The sequence below is a fragment of the Arundinibacter roseus genome, assembly GCF_004348825.1.
In the GTDB taxonomy this organism is placed as follows: Bacteria; Bacteroidota; Bacteroidia; order Cytophagales; family Spirosomataceae; genus Arundinibacter; species Arundinibacter roseus.
The window spans coordinates 329,294-345,817 of sequence record NZ_SMJU01000004.1 but is presented as its reverse complement, the minus strand read 5'-3'; the positions used below and the strand labels follow the sequence as shown (position 1 = coordinate 345,817).

Here is a 16,524-nt window from a genome sequence, read left to right as displayed (position 1 = left end):
GAAAAAAGATTGCCAAACTGGAATAAATAGAAAATCGTTCAAGGCAAAAATCGTTGAAATTATGTACTTTTAGGCGTTTTTGAAAATTTACAATAAAACAGAATCAAAACTCAATTATGGCATTTGACTTAGACATGATCAAGGGTGTATATACCCGCATGGAAGAACGAATTGATACCGCACGCAACGTAGTAGGTCGTCCTTTAACACTCGCAGAAAAAATCCTGTATTCTCACCTTTGGGAAGGTTCGGCTTCGGCTGCTTACGAACGCGGAAAAGCCTACGTGGATTTTGCTCCCGACCGCGTAGCAATGCAGGATGCTACTGCCCAAATGGCGCTGTTGCAATTTATGCAGGCCGGCCGTCCGCAGGTTGCAGTACCTTCAACTGTTCACTGCGATCACTTGATTCAGGCAGAAGTTGGAGCCGCTGAGGATTTACAGATTGCCAAAACAAAAAATAAAGAAGTATACGATTTTCTTGCCTCAGTATCAAATAAATACGGAATTGGTTTCTGGAAACCCGGCGCGGGTATTATCCATCAGGTAGTGCTTGAAAACTACGCATTTCCGGGGGGGATGATGATCGGAACGGATTCTCATACACCCAATGCAGGTGGTTTGGGCATGATTGCGATTGGTGTAGGTGGTGCCGATGCGAGCGATGTTATGTCGGGCCTTGCGTGGGAACTGAAAATGCCGCGGTTGATTGGTGTAAAATTGACTGGAAAACTATCAGGATGGGCTTCTGCCAAAGACGTTATTTTGTGGGTAGCCGGTCAGTTGACTGTTAAAGGAGGTACAGGGTATGTAGTTGAATATTTTGGCGAAGGAGCCGAAAGTCTTTCCTGTACTGGAAAAGGCACAATCTGTAACATGGGTGCCGAAATCGGAGCAACAACCTCGATTTTTGCCTATGACGATAAAATGGCAGATTACCTGCGCTCAACCGACCGGGCCGATGTAGCCGAAGCTGCCGAAGCTGCCAAAGCAAATCTTCGTTCGGATGATGAAGTGTATGAAAATCCTGCGTTGTACTACGATCAAATGATAGAACTTGATCTTTCTACGCTGGAACCGCACGTAAACGGACCTTTCACGCCTGATTTGGCATGGCCGCTTTCCAAGTTTGCACAAGCAGTTAAAGAAAATAACTGGCCCGAGCGTCTGGAAGTGGGTTTGATTGGCTCCTGTACCAACTCGTCCTACGAAGATATGACCCGTGCAGCGTCGGTAGCAGGACAGGCTTCGTTGAAAAATATTAAAGCAAAAGCTGAATTTACCATTACGCCCGGTTCCGAAATGGTTCGCTTCACAGCAGAGCGTGACGGAATCCTGGATACTTTTGAGAAAATTGGCGGGGTTGTACTTGCGAATGCTTGTGGACCTTGCATCGGTCAGTGGGCGCGTCACATGGATGATCCGACTCGCAAAAACTCAATCATCACGTCGTTTAACCGGAATTTTGCCAAGCGTAACGACGGAAACCTGAGTACTCACGCGTTTGTAGCTTCCCCCGAAATCGTGACAGCATTTGCCATTGCGGGCGATTTGACCTTTAACCCAATGACCGACACCCTGAAAAACGAGGATGGTCAGGATGTCATGCTCGACGAACCGCAGGGCATCGAACTGCCACTGAAAGGGTTTGACGTGGAGGATGCAGGCTATCAGGCTCCCGCTGCTGATGGAAGTCAGGTGCAGGTGCTTGTTGATCCTGAGTCGGATCGTTTGCAATTGCTCGATCCTTTCAAAGAATGGGAAGGTACTGATTTGAAAGGTCTTAAACTTCTGATTAAAGCCAAAGGTAAATGTACTACTGACCACATTTCTATGGCAGGTCCGTGGTTGAAATACCGTGGTCACCTCGACAACATTTCAAATAATATGTTGATTGGTGCCGTGAATTATTTTAACGAAAAATCAAATCTCGTTAAAAACCAACTGTCGGGTGCGTACGGCGAAGTACCTGCCACGCAGCGTATTTATAAAGCCGAAGGCATTGGCTCAATTGTCGTAGGTGATGAAAACTACGGCGAAGGTTCTTCCCGCGAGCATGCCGCAATGGAGCCTCGTCATTTGGGTGTTCGGGCTATTTTGGTAAAATCTTTTGCCCGGATTCACGAAACAAACCTGAAAAAACAGGGAATGCTGGCGCTTACCTTTGCAGATCCGTCTGACTACGAAAAAGTTCAGGAAGATGACACGATTGATATCGTTGGTCTGAATTCATTTGAACCTGGTCGTTCGCTGACCGTCGTGTTGCATCACTCTGATGGAACAAAGGACGAAATTACGGTGAACCATACCTACAATGAGCAGCAGATCAAATGGTTTCAGGCAGGATCAGCCCTGAACATTATCCGCAAATCGGTAGGTGCCTAATTCACGTTCTCCTATATTGAGGAATAGGTAAAGCGGTTGAGCTGCTTTAACTTCAATGAATAAATTACTAAAAGACCCTGATACTGTAAAAGTTATCAGGGTCTTTTGTATAATACAGATTTTTCTGTCTCTTTTTGAGTTAAATGAGTGAATTAATCAATGATCAGGAGTAAAAAGTTATGAAAAAAAGAAATTTGATTCCTGCGGCTGTGGGTTTGTTTTGGTGCATAGGAAATTCATTGGACGGTTTTGCTCAGAAGGATACACTCACAGCTACACAGCTGGAAGAAGTCACGGTTCAGGCATTTGAGTCGCGGCGGACGCTTCTGGAAACAACGGCATCTGTTGGATTAGTTACTCCCAAGTCCTTTCAACGCTATGCGCCAACTACCTTCACCAATGCGGTAAATTCCCTTCCCGGCGTTCGCATGGAAGAGCGCTCGCCGGGAAGCTACCGGTTTTCGGTTCGGGGTAGTTTGTTGCGTTCTCCTTTTGGGGTGCGTAATGTCAAGTTCTACTGGAATGGAATTCCGTTTACAGATGCAAGCGGAAATACTCCGCTTAACTCTCTGGATTATGGTTCGATCGGGCGAATGGAAGTTATCAAAGGCCCGGGAAGTAGTCTGTACGGAGCCGGAACGGGCGGAGTAGTTTTGTTAAACACGCCTTCCGGTGCCGGTCAGTATGGTTTTTCGCAAGCCGTAGGAGTTGGATCGTATGGATTTCAGAGTAGAAATACTGAGCTGCGATTGGGCGATGTTTCCGTTCGGTACGGACATCAACAACAGGATGGATTCCGGCAGCATAGTGGCATGGTACGCGATGCGTTGCAGGTAAATTCAACTACTGCACTTTCCGAAAAATCTAGTCTTTCCATTCTTGGCCTGTATTCAGATTTGCACTATAAAACACCGGGTGGCATTAATTTGGATCAATATACCAAAGATCCTACGCTTGCCCGGCAGCCAACGCCCACGATTCCTGGAAGTGTCACTCAGAATGCTGGAATTTATACACGATATACTTTGCTGGGACTACAACATTCATTGGATTTGAGTTCGCACTGGAATCAGTCGATTTCGCTTTATGTTAATGCCAATGATTTTGCCAATCCGTTCATTACTAATTTTGAAAAGAGAGACGAACAGGGTTTTGGCGGTCGTAATGTCTGGAATTATACCAGGCCTGGAAGTAAAATTGATGTGCAGTGGACCAGTGGCTTTGAATGGCAATACGGCAAATCAAGTCAACGAAACTATCAGAACAATGCGGGTGTTCCCGGTAATTTTTTAACTTCCGAAGATATCCGAAGTACCAATTGGTCGGTTTTTAGTCAAATAGAATTAACCCCACTTGAAAATTTGATTATAAACGCCGGTGCTAGTTTGAATTCTTTTCGGTATGGATACGAACGCTTTTTTCCCGCACCCTACGCCGAGGATTCCCGATCCTTTGGAGTAATTGCAAATCCCAGACTTGCAGCCACCAAGAAAATAGGCGATACCTGGGCAGTTACCGCCTCTTTAAGCTCTGGTTTTTCTCCGCCTACTTTGCAGGAAGTTCGCCCCTCAGCAGGAGGTTTTCGTACAGATTTAGCGCCTGAACGTGGCCTGAATCGCGAAATCGCTGTTCGCCGTGTGGGCGAAAGACTTCGCATGGAAATTATCGGGTATTTGTTTAATCTCAACGAAACCATCGTGCGTCGCTCAGATGAAGCCGGAGCGGAATTTTTTGTAAATGCCGGAAAAACTAATCAAAAAGGACTCGAATGGATGTTTGAGTATGGTTTGATTAGAAATCTGGGACTGATGGAAGAAGTGAAAATCAGACATTCCGGGAATTTTGTTTCGTATCGATATGATACCTATCAGCAAGGAGATGTTAATTTTAGTGGAAATAAATTGCCCGGCATTCCTTCAACTTTTCAAATGACAGGCCTTGATGTGATTTTGAAAAATGGAATATCGGCCTTTGTTTCCTACCAATCGTTGAGTAAAGTATTTTTAAACGATGCTAATACCGTAGAAGCACCTGGATTTAATCAATTAGCTGCGCGGCTTATTTGGAATAAAGCCTGGACGAAACATCTCAGTACCGAACTTTCAGCTTCTGCCGATTGGGCGGCAGCCGATATTTATAGTTTAGGGTTTGACTTGAACGCCTTTGGAAATCGGTACTACAATGCGGCTCCCAAACAGAATTATTGGTCAGGCTTGAAAGTTAACTATGTTTTTTAAAGAACTGAATATCAATACGATGTACTAAATTTATTACAGTATTTGAAACGCTTTTAACAAACTATTTACACCCAAAAGTATAGTAACCAATAGTATTAAAAGTAAAAGCAGATTCTGAGACCGGGTATTTAATAATTCAGTGGATAAAAGCTTCGTATCATTGACACAACGAAAAAGTTGCCAGCTAACAAATGGTAACAAAAGTGCGTTGGCAATTTGTGCGGCCAAAATAACCGGAATGGGTTTGAAGGCAAGTAAACCAAAGACAAGCCCCGTCGCCAATACCCCTTTCCAGACCCAACTTGTTTGAGCGGGAGTCGTCGCCAAAAGGGTTTTGGCTGTGAGCGATGCCGCCAAAGGTGCCGTAACGACAGACGTAAAACCTGCACCAAACAAACCCACTGCATACAAAATGCCGCCCCAGGTTCCCATTTTTCGGGTGAGTACTGAGGCGGCATTTTGAAAGCTAAATGCACCTTCCATTAGCGTACCCGAAAAAAGAATAGCCATTGAAATGATTCCCCCGATTAAAATAGCCGGAAAAATCCCCTGACGCATTTCCCGAATTGTCTGTCCTTGTCCGATGCCTGAACCCAAAAAAAGGTTGTAGGGAACAATTGTTGTGCCAATCAGGCCTGCAATCACAAGGGCAGATTCGGGCGGGAAGCTGGGAATCAGGCTATGTTGAAGCAGCTGAGCCGGATTTTGTACTTGCGGCAAACTGACAATCAGAAAGGAAAAACCAAGCACAAAAACCAATAGTCCGAGTACTTTGGTCAGTACAGAAATGGTACGTATTTGCAACAATATAAATCCTCCCAGGCCTATCAGCAGGCTTATGAGCCATGTAGGGCCGGACCAAAGTAGCGAAATACCGGAAACTGCTCCCAGAATATTTCCGGCTTCGTAGGCTGCGCAACCCAGAATAATTCCGCCAGCCATTAACCGGCTGATCCAGAGCCCATTTTTCCCGTGACGCATGATCATAATTTCACCAAGACTTTTACCCGACCCCAAGGTGATTCGGGCGGCTGCTTCCTGCAAAACGTAGGTGGCAAGGATAGAAAAGCTTAATGCCCACAGAAGAGAAGTGCCAAAATTTAAACCTGCCAAAGCGCAGGTCGTGACCGTACCCGGACCGATGAAAGCGGCTGAAATTACGGACCAAAACAGAACTCTTGATAGTCCCCTGGAAAAGGAAAGTGTTTTCATATAGATAATGCTGGATCGCCGTAGCCACCACCACCGGGCGTTTCAAGTCTGATGCGGTCGCCGGGTTGTACGGTTGTGCTGCAAATTCCCGGACATTTTTCAATGGAGCCTGATTTTCTAAAAATCGTTTGATCAGCCGACTTTCCGTTGCTGCCTCCCGCCAACCCATAGGGTGCAAAATGTCGATGCTGCCCCAAGATAGTAATGTCGAGTGTTTCCAGAAATTCAAATTCACGAATTAATCCGTCACCACCTTTCCACTGCCCGGATCCACCCGAATTTTCACGAATGCCAAAATGTACCATTTGCACCGGATACCGTCTTTCCAGTTCCTCCACGTCTGTAATGCGTGTGTTGGTCATGTGCTGATGAATGCCCGCATGACCATGAAAACCCGGCCCGGCCCCACAGCCACCTCCAATGGTTTCGTAGTAGCCAAGCGTTTCATTGCCAAAAAGAAAATTATTCATCGTTCCCTGACTGCATGCCGCCAGGCCAAAAGCTTTCAAAAGTGTGTCAACCAACCGCTGACTTACTTCGGTATTTCCACCGACCACTGCCGGACAAGCGGCGGGATCGTCCTGAAAATCAGGATGGAGAAGTGTGTTTTCTGGTAAAATGATAGTCACATTTTTCATTAACCCATCGTTCAGTGGAATTTCCCGATTGACCAGCAATCGAAGGACATAAAGCAAAGCACTGTGAATAATCGAAAGATTGGCATTTAGATTATTCGGGTGAACTTTGGATGTATTGGTAAAATCAAAGGTGAGAGCATCTTTTTTTAGGGAGATTTTTACCGAAATCCGATGACCATCATCCAGAAACTCAGTGGCTGATAAAGTTTTTCCTTCCCAGCTATCCAGTGCCTGCTGTAATCGTAAATAGGCGTTCTCCTTCAATTTTTTCATGAAAGAAAGTATTTTTTCCTCACCAAACTGCCCCACTAAGTTGAGTAATCCAGCCTGACCTTTTCGGAGCGACGAAAGAGCCGCCACAATATCTGCCTCATTTTCAGCCCACATGCGGGATGGATAGGGACCATTTAGAAATAGTGATCGTATATTTTCCCACTCCAATTTTCCTACCTTTACCAAATATTGAGGCAAAATTACAACGCCTTCTTCTTGGAGCGTGTGAGCGTTGGGAGGCATGGAACCCGGCCGGGTTCCACCAATCTCTGCATGATGCGCGCGGTTGATCACGTAACCCACAAGCTGCCCTGAATCAGTAAAAACCCCAGCCAGCATCGTGACGTCAGGTAAATGAGATCCACCGTATTTTGGATGATTCGTAAGGACAACATCGCCCGGACCGATGGGTAGGCGTTCCAGAATGAGGCGCGCGCAAACTCCTAAACTTCCCAAATGCACAGGAATATGAGGCGCGTTGACGAGTAATTCGCCTTCAGGATCAAGCAGGGCGCAGGAGAAATCCAACCGCTCTTTTACATTTACTGAAAATGCCGTGCGCTGCAAATGAACGCCCATTTCTTCGGCGATACCTTTGAATCGATTGGTAAATAACTCTAATTCAATTTCTTCCGCATGAGAATCAACTACTTTATTTGAAGTTAAATCCCTCTCTTGTTTTAAAATAATATCGAGGGAAGGTTGCACGCAAAAAGCCCAGCTCTCCGGCACAAAAGTTGTTGAGTGCTCGCCGGTAATGATGCAGGGGCCCGAAGCTCCTTTGGCAGGGTCCAGGTCTGACCATTGATAGACCGGGTGGATTGTTGAAAAGACCGAATTCGTCAGCGTGCGTCGGGGTGCAGGTGGTGAGGAAGAATAAGAAATCCTTTGTATTTTTTCAGGCAGACGCTTTTTCTCTCGACCCATCAGCCGAATGCTTTCTACTTCAATTTGTTTATTTTCAGGCAAATAGCCATATAGTTTTTTGTAGTCTTCATAAAAACGATCAAGAGTTTGGGGTCCTGAATAGGCTACTTCCAGCGGCGTTTCCTGACCTTGAAAGCGTAGAAAAATGCTGCAAAAAGCAGTTTCTGTTTCCCAAACCCCATCCTGATTTAGCAATTCTGTAACTTCCAGCTTCATTTCTTTAAGCCAGGAAGAAAGCTTTGGCTCAACTGTATTCCAGGGCATAAGTATTTGCCTTGTAGCCAATCTGTTCAGTGCGGCAACACCCATTCCGGCGGCACTAAAAAGTCCGGCTTCAAAAGGAATAATCACTTCGGTACAGCCCAAAAGTTCGGCCAACTGACAGCCATGAAGCCCGCCCGCGCCGCCAAAGGTCATGAGTGCATATTCGGAAGGATCTTCGCCCTGTGCGACGGATATTTTGCGAATTGCCTCAGCCATTTTTTCATTGGCAATGCGTTCAAAACCCTGCAATACTTCCAGTTCGGTGAGCCTATTACCGGTAAGTTCTTCCATCAATTCCAATAAATCATTCAGCGCTTTCCAGGCGAGCGTGGGTTGGATCGGAATTTCAAACTGACTGGTATCAAGTTTGGATAACAAAAGATTTACATCCGTAATGGTGAGCGGTCCGCCGGCGCCGTAGCAGGCAGGACCGGGTTTGGCGCCTGCACTTTGCGGACCGACTTGTAGTGTAAATCCATCGAACCAACAGACCGAGCCGCCACCTGCCGCCACGGTTTCGATGGCCAACGCCGGATTGGCGATTTCCATGCCGTTGATTCGGGTCAGGTAGGTGAGTGGCAGGCTGTCATCAAAGCGTGCCGTGTCCGTGCTCGTACCGCCCATGTCAAAGGTTAGGAGTTGTCGGTATCCGAGTTGCTTTGCCAGAGAAAGAGCGGCGGTCATGCCACCGGCCGGGCCACTGAGCAGGCTGTCTTTGGCCAAGTACTTTTCGCTGCCCAGCAATCCACCCGCACTCGTCATGACTTGTATAGCCGCAGAACCTAAACTTGATTCAATATTATGGAGGTACGATTTAATTACCGGAGCCAAATAAGCATCGACAACGGTGGTTTGGGTACGCCTTAGAAAATGAATATTGGGAGAAAGTGACGTAGAAACAGATAGAGGACATGTCAGTTCTTTACTTAAATAATCAGCTACGGCCTGCTCATGCGACGGGTTTTTGTAGGCGTTGAGCAATGAAATAGCAATCGACTGAAATGAGTTTTGGATTAAAAAATCACGGAGCCTAAGCAATTCCCTTTCGTTTAAAGGAATCAATACATTTCCCAGGGCATCTATGCGCTCGTTAATTTCAAAAACCTCTTCTTGCAACGCAGGAATTGTCGGAATATCTAGTTGAAAAAGATGGGGTCGTTGCTGTGTTCCGATGGGTAAAATATCCTTGAAACCTTTGGTGGTAATCAGCAACGTTTTCGCACCTTTTCTTTCCAGCAAAGCGTTGGTGCCAATCGTAGTTCCGAGGCGCAAGTCGATGGGTGGAAAGGTGCTACCCAGGGGAGTTGCTGTAAGTAACCGAATGGCTAGCACTGGGGCCTCTTCATGCGTAGTAAGGTCAAAATCCTGGTTTACAAGCGCCGGTATATTTTCTTCCAGTGTTAGAATTTGATTTTTATAGTCAATTGACAACACTTTTGTTTGAATATTCCGGGAGGGTATTTGTAAGGTATACCCTTCCAATAACCGGGAATCATAGGACCACGGAGCTTCAAACGAGTAAACGTAGGGGTTGATCTTTCGAGTAATTTTCCCACGGAGCGAGCTGCTGCTCAGAACCTTGATGCGATGCTTTTTACCTGCCGGATCTAAGCCAAGGCAATCGGTAAAGGTGCCGCCGGTATCAATCAGAATCTGCCACGAATTGGTTGGTGTCACAAGGGGAGGATTTTATTTGAATAAAAATTGATCAACTATTTCCCAGCAGAAATCAGATTGGCAAAAAGCCGATAGGCCCCTGGAACTCCCGCGGGGAGTTCTCTGAAAAACGAAAGTCCGGTATAAATAAAATGTCCTTTACCATACGAACAATAGATCAGGCTTCCGGTTTTTTCCTCCTCACCCGGATCTTTGCTGGCAAAAAGCGGGATATACTGTGGGGCAAAATCTGTGGCAAAGTACAATCCTCTTTCCTGTATCCAGCCTTCAAAATCTTCTGAGCTGATTTTGTTTGGTTTCGTAAGCAGTAAATGTTCAGGAGTCAGAAAGCGCATCGCTGCTGTTTCGTCAGTGACCCGGTCACGGCTAATTGTGAATGGATAAGGTCCTAATTGATTTACTTTTAGATCATTACTCAAAAATCCGTTGCGAGGTGTAACATATTGGATCAGGAACGTTCCGCCATTTTTTACATAATCCATCAGGCGATTTTGATAAAAAGCCAGACGCTCATTGGTATTGTAAGCGCGAACCCCGGCAATAATCGCATCAAAACGACTCAAATCTCCGCTTAATTCAGCTTCGCCCAGGAAAGTTACGTGACAACCCAGCTGCACCAAAGCCGCCGGAACTTCGTCACCCGCACCTGCGAGATACCCAATTTCTTTGGCCAGATTTCTTACATTTACCCTCACGATTTCGGCATCCGCGGGAGGGAAAATGGATTGTGTGGGGATGTGGCTATACGCCACAGTTCTGAGGCTATTTGAAAATGTTCCCCGGTTGGTTTTGGCAACTACGGTCATTTTGCCGGAACTATTGGAAGCAGGCGGCAATAGATTAATCTGGAAGGTTTTTTCCTCGTATTTGTTCTGAAACGAAAAGGCAATTTCGGATGGTTCTGCCTTCCAGCCCGTAGGTAGGTTGAATGTTAGCGTTCCCGAAAGGCCGATGTCATGAGCCTTTACCAGCAAAGAAAGTGGCTTGGGTGTCTGATCGGGAAAGACCAATACTTTTTCAGAAAGATTAACCGTTACAGCAGGCCTAACTTCAAAGGGGCGATAAATTTCACCAATAGAAGGATCTACGTACTTAAATTTCCAGGGATAGGTATAGGTAAGTGATTGACCATCAATCAGAAAAGTAAAGCTCGTTTGTAGCGTTGGTGTATTTTCGGGCAGGCCAATATACTCTTGACCTTCGTATTGAAAAATTTTATCCTTAATTGGATTTTTTAACCAATACGGTTGAGTGACAGGGACTTGTTTCGGAATAGTTGCCTGTACCGGTAATTTAAAACCATTGAAAGGATCAAGCCTTGCCCGTAGTGTGCTGTCAAACGTAAGTCCGGGCATTGAAACTTTTTGCAGAATTACTGGAATAGTGGACGTTCGATTGACGGCCTGCACCAACAGAGACGCGTTACCTCCGGCAGTGGTAGAGTATTCGGTGGCTGTGGTTTCTATCCAAAGACCTAAACATTGCTGAATCAAAGTTTTAACATCCTCTTTCTTTTTCTTTACATAAAAATTCTTTCCGTCGAGTTTTTCCAGTTCTTTATAAATAGCCAAAAGTGCAGGCACTGATTTAGCCGGATTTTCTGCCTGAAAGGTTTCGATTGTAGATTCAATCATTCGTTTTACCTCGGCACCTCCCGCTACCCGGTTCCAGCTAATGTCAACCCCATCAAACAAATCTTCCTTTGCGGGTTCACCATCCTTGTGCAATAGGTAATCCTTCCGAATGGTGCGCGAAGGCGCTGAGCCGAACCCCTGCGTTTTGTGCATACTCCGGCTTTCAGCGGCAATTTCGGAATAAGATTTCCCCCAAAGTGCGTTGTAGCCACTCAGATCAATGGAAATAAAACTGCCTTGGTCGGTAGGCTGATTGTTTTGAAAACCGGGAGAATACGAATTCCAAACGATTCGAAGCGGTTGCCAGGGCTGCACGGTGGAGAGTTGTTCGGGAAATTTTGTCGCATCGCCGGCAATTTTAAAGGCTTCCAGTGCCAGGTAGGCCGACGAATTATGATGCCCGTGCCCCGCCCGTTCATCGGGAGGAAACCGGGTAATGAGCACATCGGGGCGATGTTTTCGGATCAGGTACACTACATCAGCCAGAATCTTGTCTTTACCCCAGAATTCAAGCGTTTCTTCCCGGGTTTTTGAAAAACCAAAGTCATACGCCCGGCTAAACAGCTGCTGAGCGCCGTCAATGCGACGGGCGGCAAGTAATTCCTGCGTGCGAATAATTCCAATATATTCACTTTGTTCCGACCCGATAAGATTTTGTCCGCCATCTCCCCGAGTCAACGAAAGGTAGTAGGTTTCCAAAAGGCGATCTTTGGCCAAATAAGCCAGGAGCAAACTATTTTCATCGTCGGGATGCGCGGCCACGTGCATGGCACTTCCCAATACATGAAGTTTTTTAAGTTGAAGCAAAATTTCTCCCGAAGGAGGTGTGGCCTGTTGGGCTAATCCCGACGTACTGATGAAGATAATAAGTAAAAAGTGGTAAATCTGGTTTTTCATAGCCATTAGGGAAAAGTAAAAGGTAGCAAAATACGTCCTAAGCGGGTTTGTTCAAACATCAAGCCTTAAAATATCCAACAAACTATATAAATAATTATTTCTTTGGAAAATTGATTGGGCAAGTGTGTACCAAAGCACTATATTTGCCCGATTTTTTACTATAAAAAACAAAAATAAACAACGCATGGATAGTATCATTTACCTGGTTCCTGCCTTTGGTTTGGTAGGATTACTCTACACCGCATGGCGTTTTAGCTGGGTTGTAAAACAACCGGCCGGAACAGCCAATATGCAAAAATTATCCGGTTATATAGCCGATGGGGCAATTGCCTTTCTTAAAGCCGAATGGAAAATTCTTGCGTATTTCGCTATTCCAACGGCTATTCTTTTATTTTGGCTAGGCTCCGATGAAGGAACACCCGAACGCCCGATTCACTCTTCTCCCCTGATTGCAATTGCGTTTTTAATTGGAGCTGTATTCTCGGCAACTGCCGGATACATCGGGATGAAAATCGCTACCAAAGCTAACGTACGTACAGCAGAGGCAGCGCGTACATCGCTTGCCAAAGCCTTACAGGTTTCGTTTACCGGCGGTTCTGTTATGGGTATGGGCGTAGCCGGTTTGGCGGTACTTGGTTTGGGTGGTTTGTTTATTATTTTTTACCACCTATTTGCGTTTGGTCAACCGCTTACGTCTATGGAAATGAGAAAGGCCATTGAAGTATTGGCTGGTTTTTCTCTTGGCGCCGAATCTATCGCTCTTTTTGCCCGTGTGGGTGGCGGTATTTATACCAAGGCTGCCGACGTTGGCGCTGACCTTGTAGGAAAGGTAGAAGCCGGAATTCCGGAAGACGACGTCCGCAACCCTGCAACGATTGCCGACAATGTGGGTGACAACGTGGGTGATGTGGCCGGTATGGGTGCCGACTTGTTTGGTTCGTATGTGGCCACAATTTTGGCGACAATGGTACTTGGTCAGGAAATTGACGTGACAGACAACTTCGGTGGTTTTTCTCCGGTACTGCTTCCCATGATCATTGCTGCCGTTGGTTTGCTTGCCTCGTTGGTATCGACCTTCTTCGTTCGCATCAAAAATGAAACTTCGTCGGTTCAGAATGCTTTGAACCTTGGCAACTGGGCTTCCATTATTATAACGTTTGTAACATCTTATTTTCTGGTAAAACACATTTTACCCGAAAATCTAAATTTACGCGGATTTGCCTTTACCTCTGATGGTGTCTTTTTTGCTATCGTGGTAGGTTTGGTTGTTGGTGCCTTAATGTCAATCATCACTGAATATTATACTGCAATGGGCAAGCGCCCCGTAGATTCAATCGTTCAGAAATCAGGTACGGGTCACGCAACCAATATTATCGGTGGTTTGGCCGTTGGTATGGAATCGACCGTTTTACCTACGATTGTACTTGCGGCCGGAATTATCCTGTCTTACAAATTTGCAGGTCTGTACGGCGTTTCTATTGCCGCTGCCGGAATGATGGCTACCACGGCAATGCAGCTCGCAATAGACGCCTTCGGACCGATCGCCGACAACGCCGGTGGTATTGCCGAAATGTCTCAGCTTCCTCCCGAAGTTCGCGAGCGCACCGATAATCTTGATGCTGTGGGTAACACAACCGCCGCAACCGGAAAAGGCTTTGCCATTGCCTCTGCAGCACTCACGTCATTAGCACTTTTTGCTGCCTTTGTCGGAATCGCCGGCATCAAAGCAATTGATATTTACAAGGCTGATGTATTGGCCGGTTTGTTTGTGGGCGGTATGATTCCCTTTATTTTCAGTGCGCTTGCGATTTCTGCGGTAGGTAAAGCGGCTATGGAAATGGTAAACGAGGTGCGTCGTCAATTCCGGGAAATTCCGGGAATTATGGAATATAAAGCGGAGCCCGAATACGAAAAATGTGTGGCTATTTCTACCGAAGCCTCACTGAAACAAATGATACTTCCAGGCGCCATTGCGCTCGTGGTTCCTGTTTTGGTTGGTTTTACTCTTGGACCCGAAGTGTTGGGTGGTCTTTTGGCGGGTGTGACCGTTTCAGGCGTATTGATGGGAATGTTCCAGTCAAATGCCGGTGGCGCATGGGATAATGCCAAGAAATCATTTGAGAAAGGAGTACTTATTGATGGGCAGATGTACTACAAAAAATCTGAACCACACAAAGCATCAGTAACAGGTGATACAGTCGGTGATCCTTTCAAAGATACGTCGGGTCCTTCGATGAATATTTTAATTAAGTTGATGTCTATCGTTTCATTGGTCATTGCGCCCTACATCGCCGTAATTTCTGATGCTTCGACTGCAACTGCTACCGAGACTATTGAAGTGACCGTGGACAAAGCGTTGGATGGCAGCATGCAGACTACTGCTCTGATGGAATTGGAAAATGGTTTAAAAATGAACATTGCCACTTCCGGAAATCCGGTTGAGGTTAGTTTGATCGATTTTATCAATTCCGACAAAGCTGTTGATAAGGATACATGGTTTGACTTTGACCGTTTACTTTTTGAAACAGGTAGTGCTTCGCTTATGCCTGAGTCGCAGGAGCAGCTCAAAAATGTATCCGAAATTTTGAAAGCTCATGAGAAGGTAACTATTAAATTGGGTGGATATACCGACAATACCGGAAACGCCAGCCAAAATCTTCAACTTTCTGCAGATCGGGCAAAATCTGTGAAAGCTGCTCTGACAGACTTAGGTGTTGCTGAGTCACGTCTGGAATCAGAAGGCTATGGAGACCAATATCCCGTCGCAAGTAACGATACCGAAGAAGGACGTGCTAAAAATCGCCGGATTTCTATTCGGGTGACAGGAAAGTAAGTACTAAGAATGATATGTAATGAGTCCCTGTTTGTGAAAACGAGCAGGGACTTTTTATGTAGCTGATCGGCGAATCAAAGACTCATTCCACCATCTACAAAAATGGTTTGTCCGGTAATAAACCTTCCTGCTTCTGAACAAAGCAAAAGTGCCACTGCTGCGCAATCTTCGGGTTCACCGATACCACCGGCCGGGATTGTCATGCGCTGGTGAATCTCTTCATCAATTTCCGGTACAGGTTCTTCAATTCGGGGAGTACCAATTACACCGGGTGCGAGATTATTAACCGTAACACCTTTGTCGGCAACTTGTATCGCCACATTTTTCACCATATTTTCAACGGCAGCTTTTGTGGCAGCGTATACGATCATGGCTGGATGAGGCCGTGATTCCTGCACGCTACCCAACGTTACAATGCGCCCCCACTGTTGCTCCAAAAGGTGTGGCATAAAGAGTTGCATCAGTTGAAGCGTCGCGCGAATATTGGTATTGACCTGATACGAAAAATCCTTTTCGGTCATGTCAGCCCAGGGACGGGCTACCTGAACCGAAGCATTAATGACGAGAATATCCGGGAATAGATGTTTCTTCTTTAATTTCGCAAAAAGTTTTTCAGGCGCTTGATTTTTACTCAAATCAGACTGAAAAAGGTAGGCTTTCTGATTTAATGCTTTGATTTCTTTGGCAACCTTTTCCGCATTTTTTTTGCCGGAATGGTATAAAACAATCACATCCGCACCGTATTCAGCCAATCCCAGGGCAATGCTCCGGCCAATTCCCTGGCTTGCACCAGTCACAAGGGCAAGCCTGGATGTCAGATCAAATCTCTCTTTGAGCATAAAAAGACAATTTTATTTACGCAGAAACTGACAAAAATTGTATGCCTGAAAACAAAAATGCCGACCAATGGTCGGCACGTTTGTATCTATTAGCCATGAAAAATATTTTATTACTACGCTTTGAGCTGTCCGCGAAGGGCCCGTGGGATTTCGATGGAAGCAACCGGGTTACTCATTTGGCTCAGAATAGTGAATCCTTCTGCCTGAATCGCCGAAACTTTCACTGATTTACCTAGATCAAGGCTTGTAATATCAACCTCAATATAGTCAGGAATATTTTCTGACAAACCCTTTACGCGCAATTTACGCAATTTTTGATTAAGTTTTCCACCTTTGAAAACTCCTGTTGATGCTCCCGTCAATTTAATGGGTACATCTACTTTAATTTCCTTGCCATCTATAATTTCCAGAAAGTCAGCGTGAATGATCATATCATTGACCGGATCAAACTGAGAATCCTGCAATATAGCTTTAAACAATTCGCCTTCTATATTGAGAGTTACTTCAAAAATATCGGGGGTGGTCAGCAGTGGGCGAAACAACATGGCAGGTGCATAAAAATGTACCTGATCTTTGCCACCGTATAATACTGACGGAACATTGCCTTCTGCGCGGAGGTCCTGCGCTTCGTTTCTACCGAGATTCGCTCTACGATACCCTACAATCTCTAGTTTTTTCATATGTACTAAAATTTAAAAAAATGATTATT

Annotated in this window: 8 protein-coding genes; 3 read left to right on the top strand and 5 right to left on the bottom strand. The window is 45.6% G+C overall.

The features are described from left to right. Positions 1 to 116: 116 nt before the first annotated feature. Positions 117 to 2,384 carry an aconitate hydratase gene (locus EZE20_RS07975; protein WP_132116291.1) on the top strand — a complete coding sequence of 756 codons (2,268 nt, stop codon included), beginning with the start codon at positions 117 to 119 and terminating at the stop codon, positions 2,382 to 2,384. A gap of 179 nt (positions 2,385 to 2,563) precedes the next feature. Then, positions 2,564 to 4,621 carry a TonB-dependent receptor gene (locus EZE20_RS07970; protein WP_132116289.1) on the top strand — a complete coding sequence of 686 codons (2,058 nt, stop codon included), beginning with the start codon at positions 2,564 to 2,566 and terminating at the stop codon, positions 4,619 to 4,621. A 33-nt stretch (positions 4,622 to 4,654) separates the two neighbouring features. On the opposite strand, the gene EZE20_RS07965 is transcribed toward EZE20_RS07970, so the two are convergent. From EZE20_RS07965 to EZE20_RS07955, 3 genes are read right to left on the bottom strand one after another with little or no spacing between them, the layout of a single operon-like run. Then, positions 4,655 to 5,833 (bottom strand): Nramp family divalent metal transporter, encoded by a 1,179-nt coding sequence (locus tag EZE20_RS07965; RefSeq protein ID WP_132116287.1) that lies wholly within the window; start codon positions 5,831 to 5,833, stop codon positions 4,655 to 4,657. Further along, a complete protein-coding gene (locus EZE20_RS07960; protein ID WP_132116285.1) occupies positions 5,830 to 9,612 on the bottom strand; it encodes a hydantoinase B/oxoprolinase family protein in 3,783 nt (1,260 codons plus the stop codon). The genes EZE20_RS07965 and EZE20_RS07960 overlap by 4 nt, the downstream gene beginning before the upstream one ends. Positions 9,613 to 9,647: 35 nt before the next feature. Next, positions 9,648 to 12,143: a PIG-L family deacetylase gene (locus EZE20_RS07955; protein ID WP_228713635.1), complete on the bottom strand. Its 2,496-nt coding sequence runs from the start codon at positions 12,141 to 12,143 to the stop codon at positions 9,648 to 9,650. 184 nt (positions 12,144 to 12,327) lie between these two features. Between EZE20_RS07955 and EZE20_RS07950 the strand changes: the two genes are divergently transcribed. Further along, on the top strand, positions 12,328 to 14,976 hold the full coding sequence (locus tag EZE20_RS07950) for a sodium-translocating pyrophosphatase (RefSeq protein ID WP_132116281.1): 2,649 nt from the start codon (positions 12,328 to 12,330) through the stop codon (positions 14,974 to 14,976). Between the two features lie 74 nt (positions 14,977 to 15,050). On the opposite strand, the gene EZE20_RS07945 is transcribed toward EZE20_RS07950, so the two are convergent. Both EZE20_RS07945 and EZE20_RS07940 read right to left on the bottom strand, forming a co-directional pair. Then, entirely contained in the window at positions 15,051 to 15,815 is a 765-nt protein-coding gene (locus EZE20_RS07945) for an SDR family NAD(P)-dependent oxidoreductase (protein WP_132116279.1), read from the bottom strand. A gap of 113 nt (positions 15,816 to 15,928) precedes the next feature. Further along, entirely contained in the window at positions 15,929 to 16,495 is a 567-nt protein-coding gene (locus EZE20_RS07940) for a 50S ribosomal protein L25/general stress protein Ctc (protein WP_132116277.1), read from the bottom strand. Between the last annotated feature and the right edge of the window lie 29 nt (positions 16,496 to 16,524).

Bases quoted from the DNA above. Each gene is read 5' to 3' on its own strand.
- EZE20_RS07955 (WP_228713635.1), bottom strand. From the start codon at position 12,143: ATGAAAAACCAGATTTACCACTTTTTACTTATTATCTTCATCAGTACG.
- EZE20_RS07940 (WP_132116277.1), bottom strand. From the start codon at position 16,495: ATGAAAAAACTAGAGATTGTAGGGTATCGTAGAGCGAATCTCGGTAGA.
- EZE20_RS07945 (WP_132116279.1), bottom strand. From the start codon at position 15,815: ATGCTCAAAGAGAGATTTGATCTGACATCCAGGCTTGCCCTTGTGACT.
- EZE20_RS07975 (WP_132116291.1), top strand. From the start codon at position 117: ATGGCATTTGACTTAGACATGATCAAGGGTGTATATACCCGCATGGAA.
- EZE20_RS07950 (WP_132116281.1), top strand. From the start codon at position 12,328: ATGGATAGTATCATTTACCTGGTTCCTGCCTTTGGTTTGGTAGGATTA.
- EZE20_RS07970 (WP_132116289.1), top strand. From the start codon at position 2,564: ATGAAAAAAAGAAATTTGATTCCTGCGGCTGTGGGTTTGTTTTGGTGC.
- EZE20_RS07965 (WP_132116287.1), bottom strand. From the start codon at position 5,833: ATGAAAACACTTTCCTTTTCCAGGGGACTATCAAGAGTTCTGTTTTGG.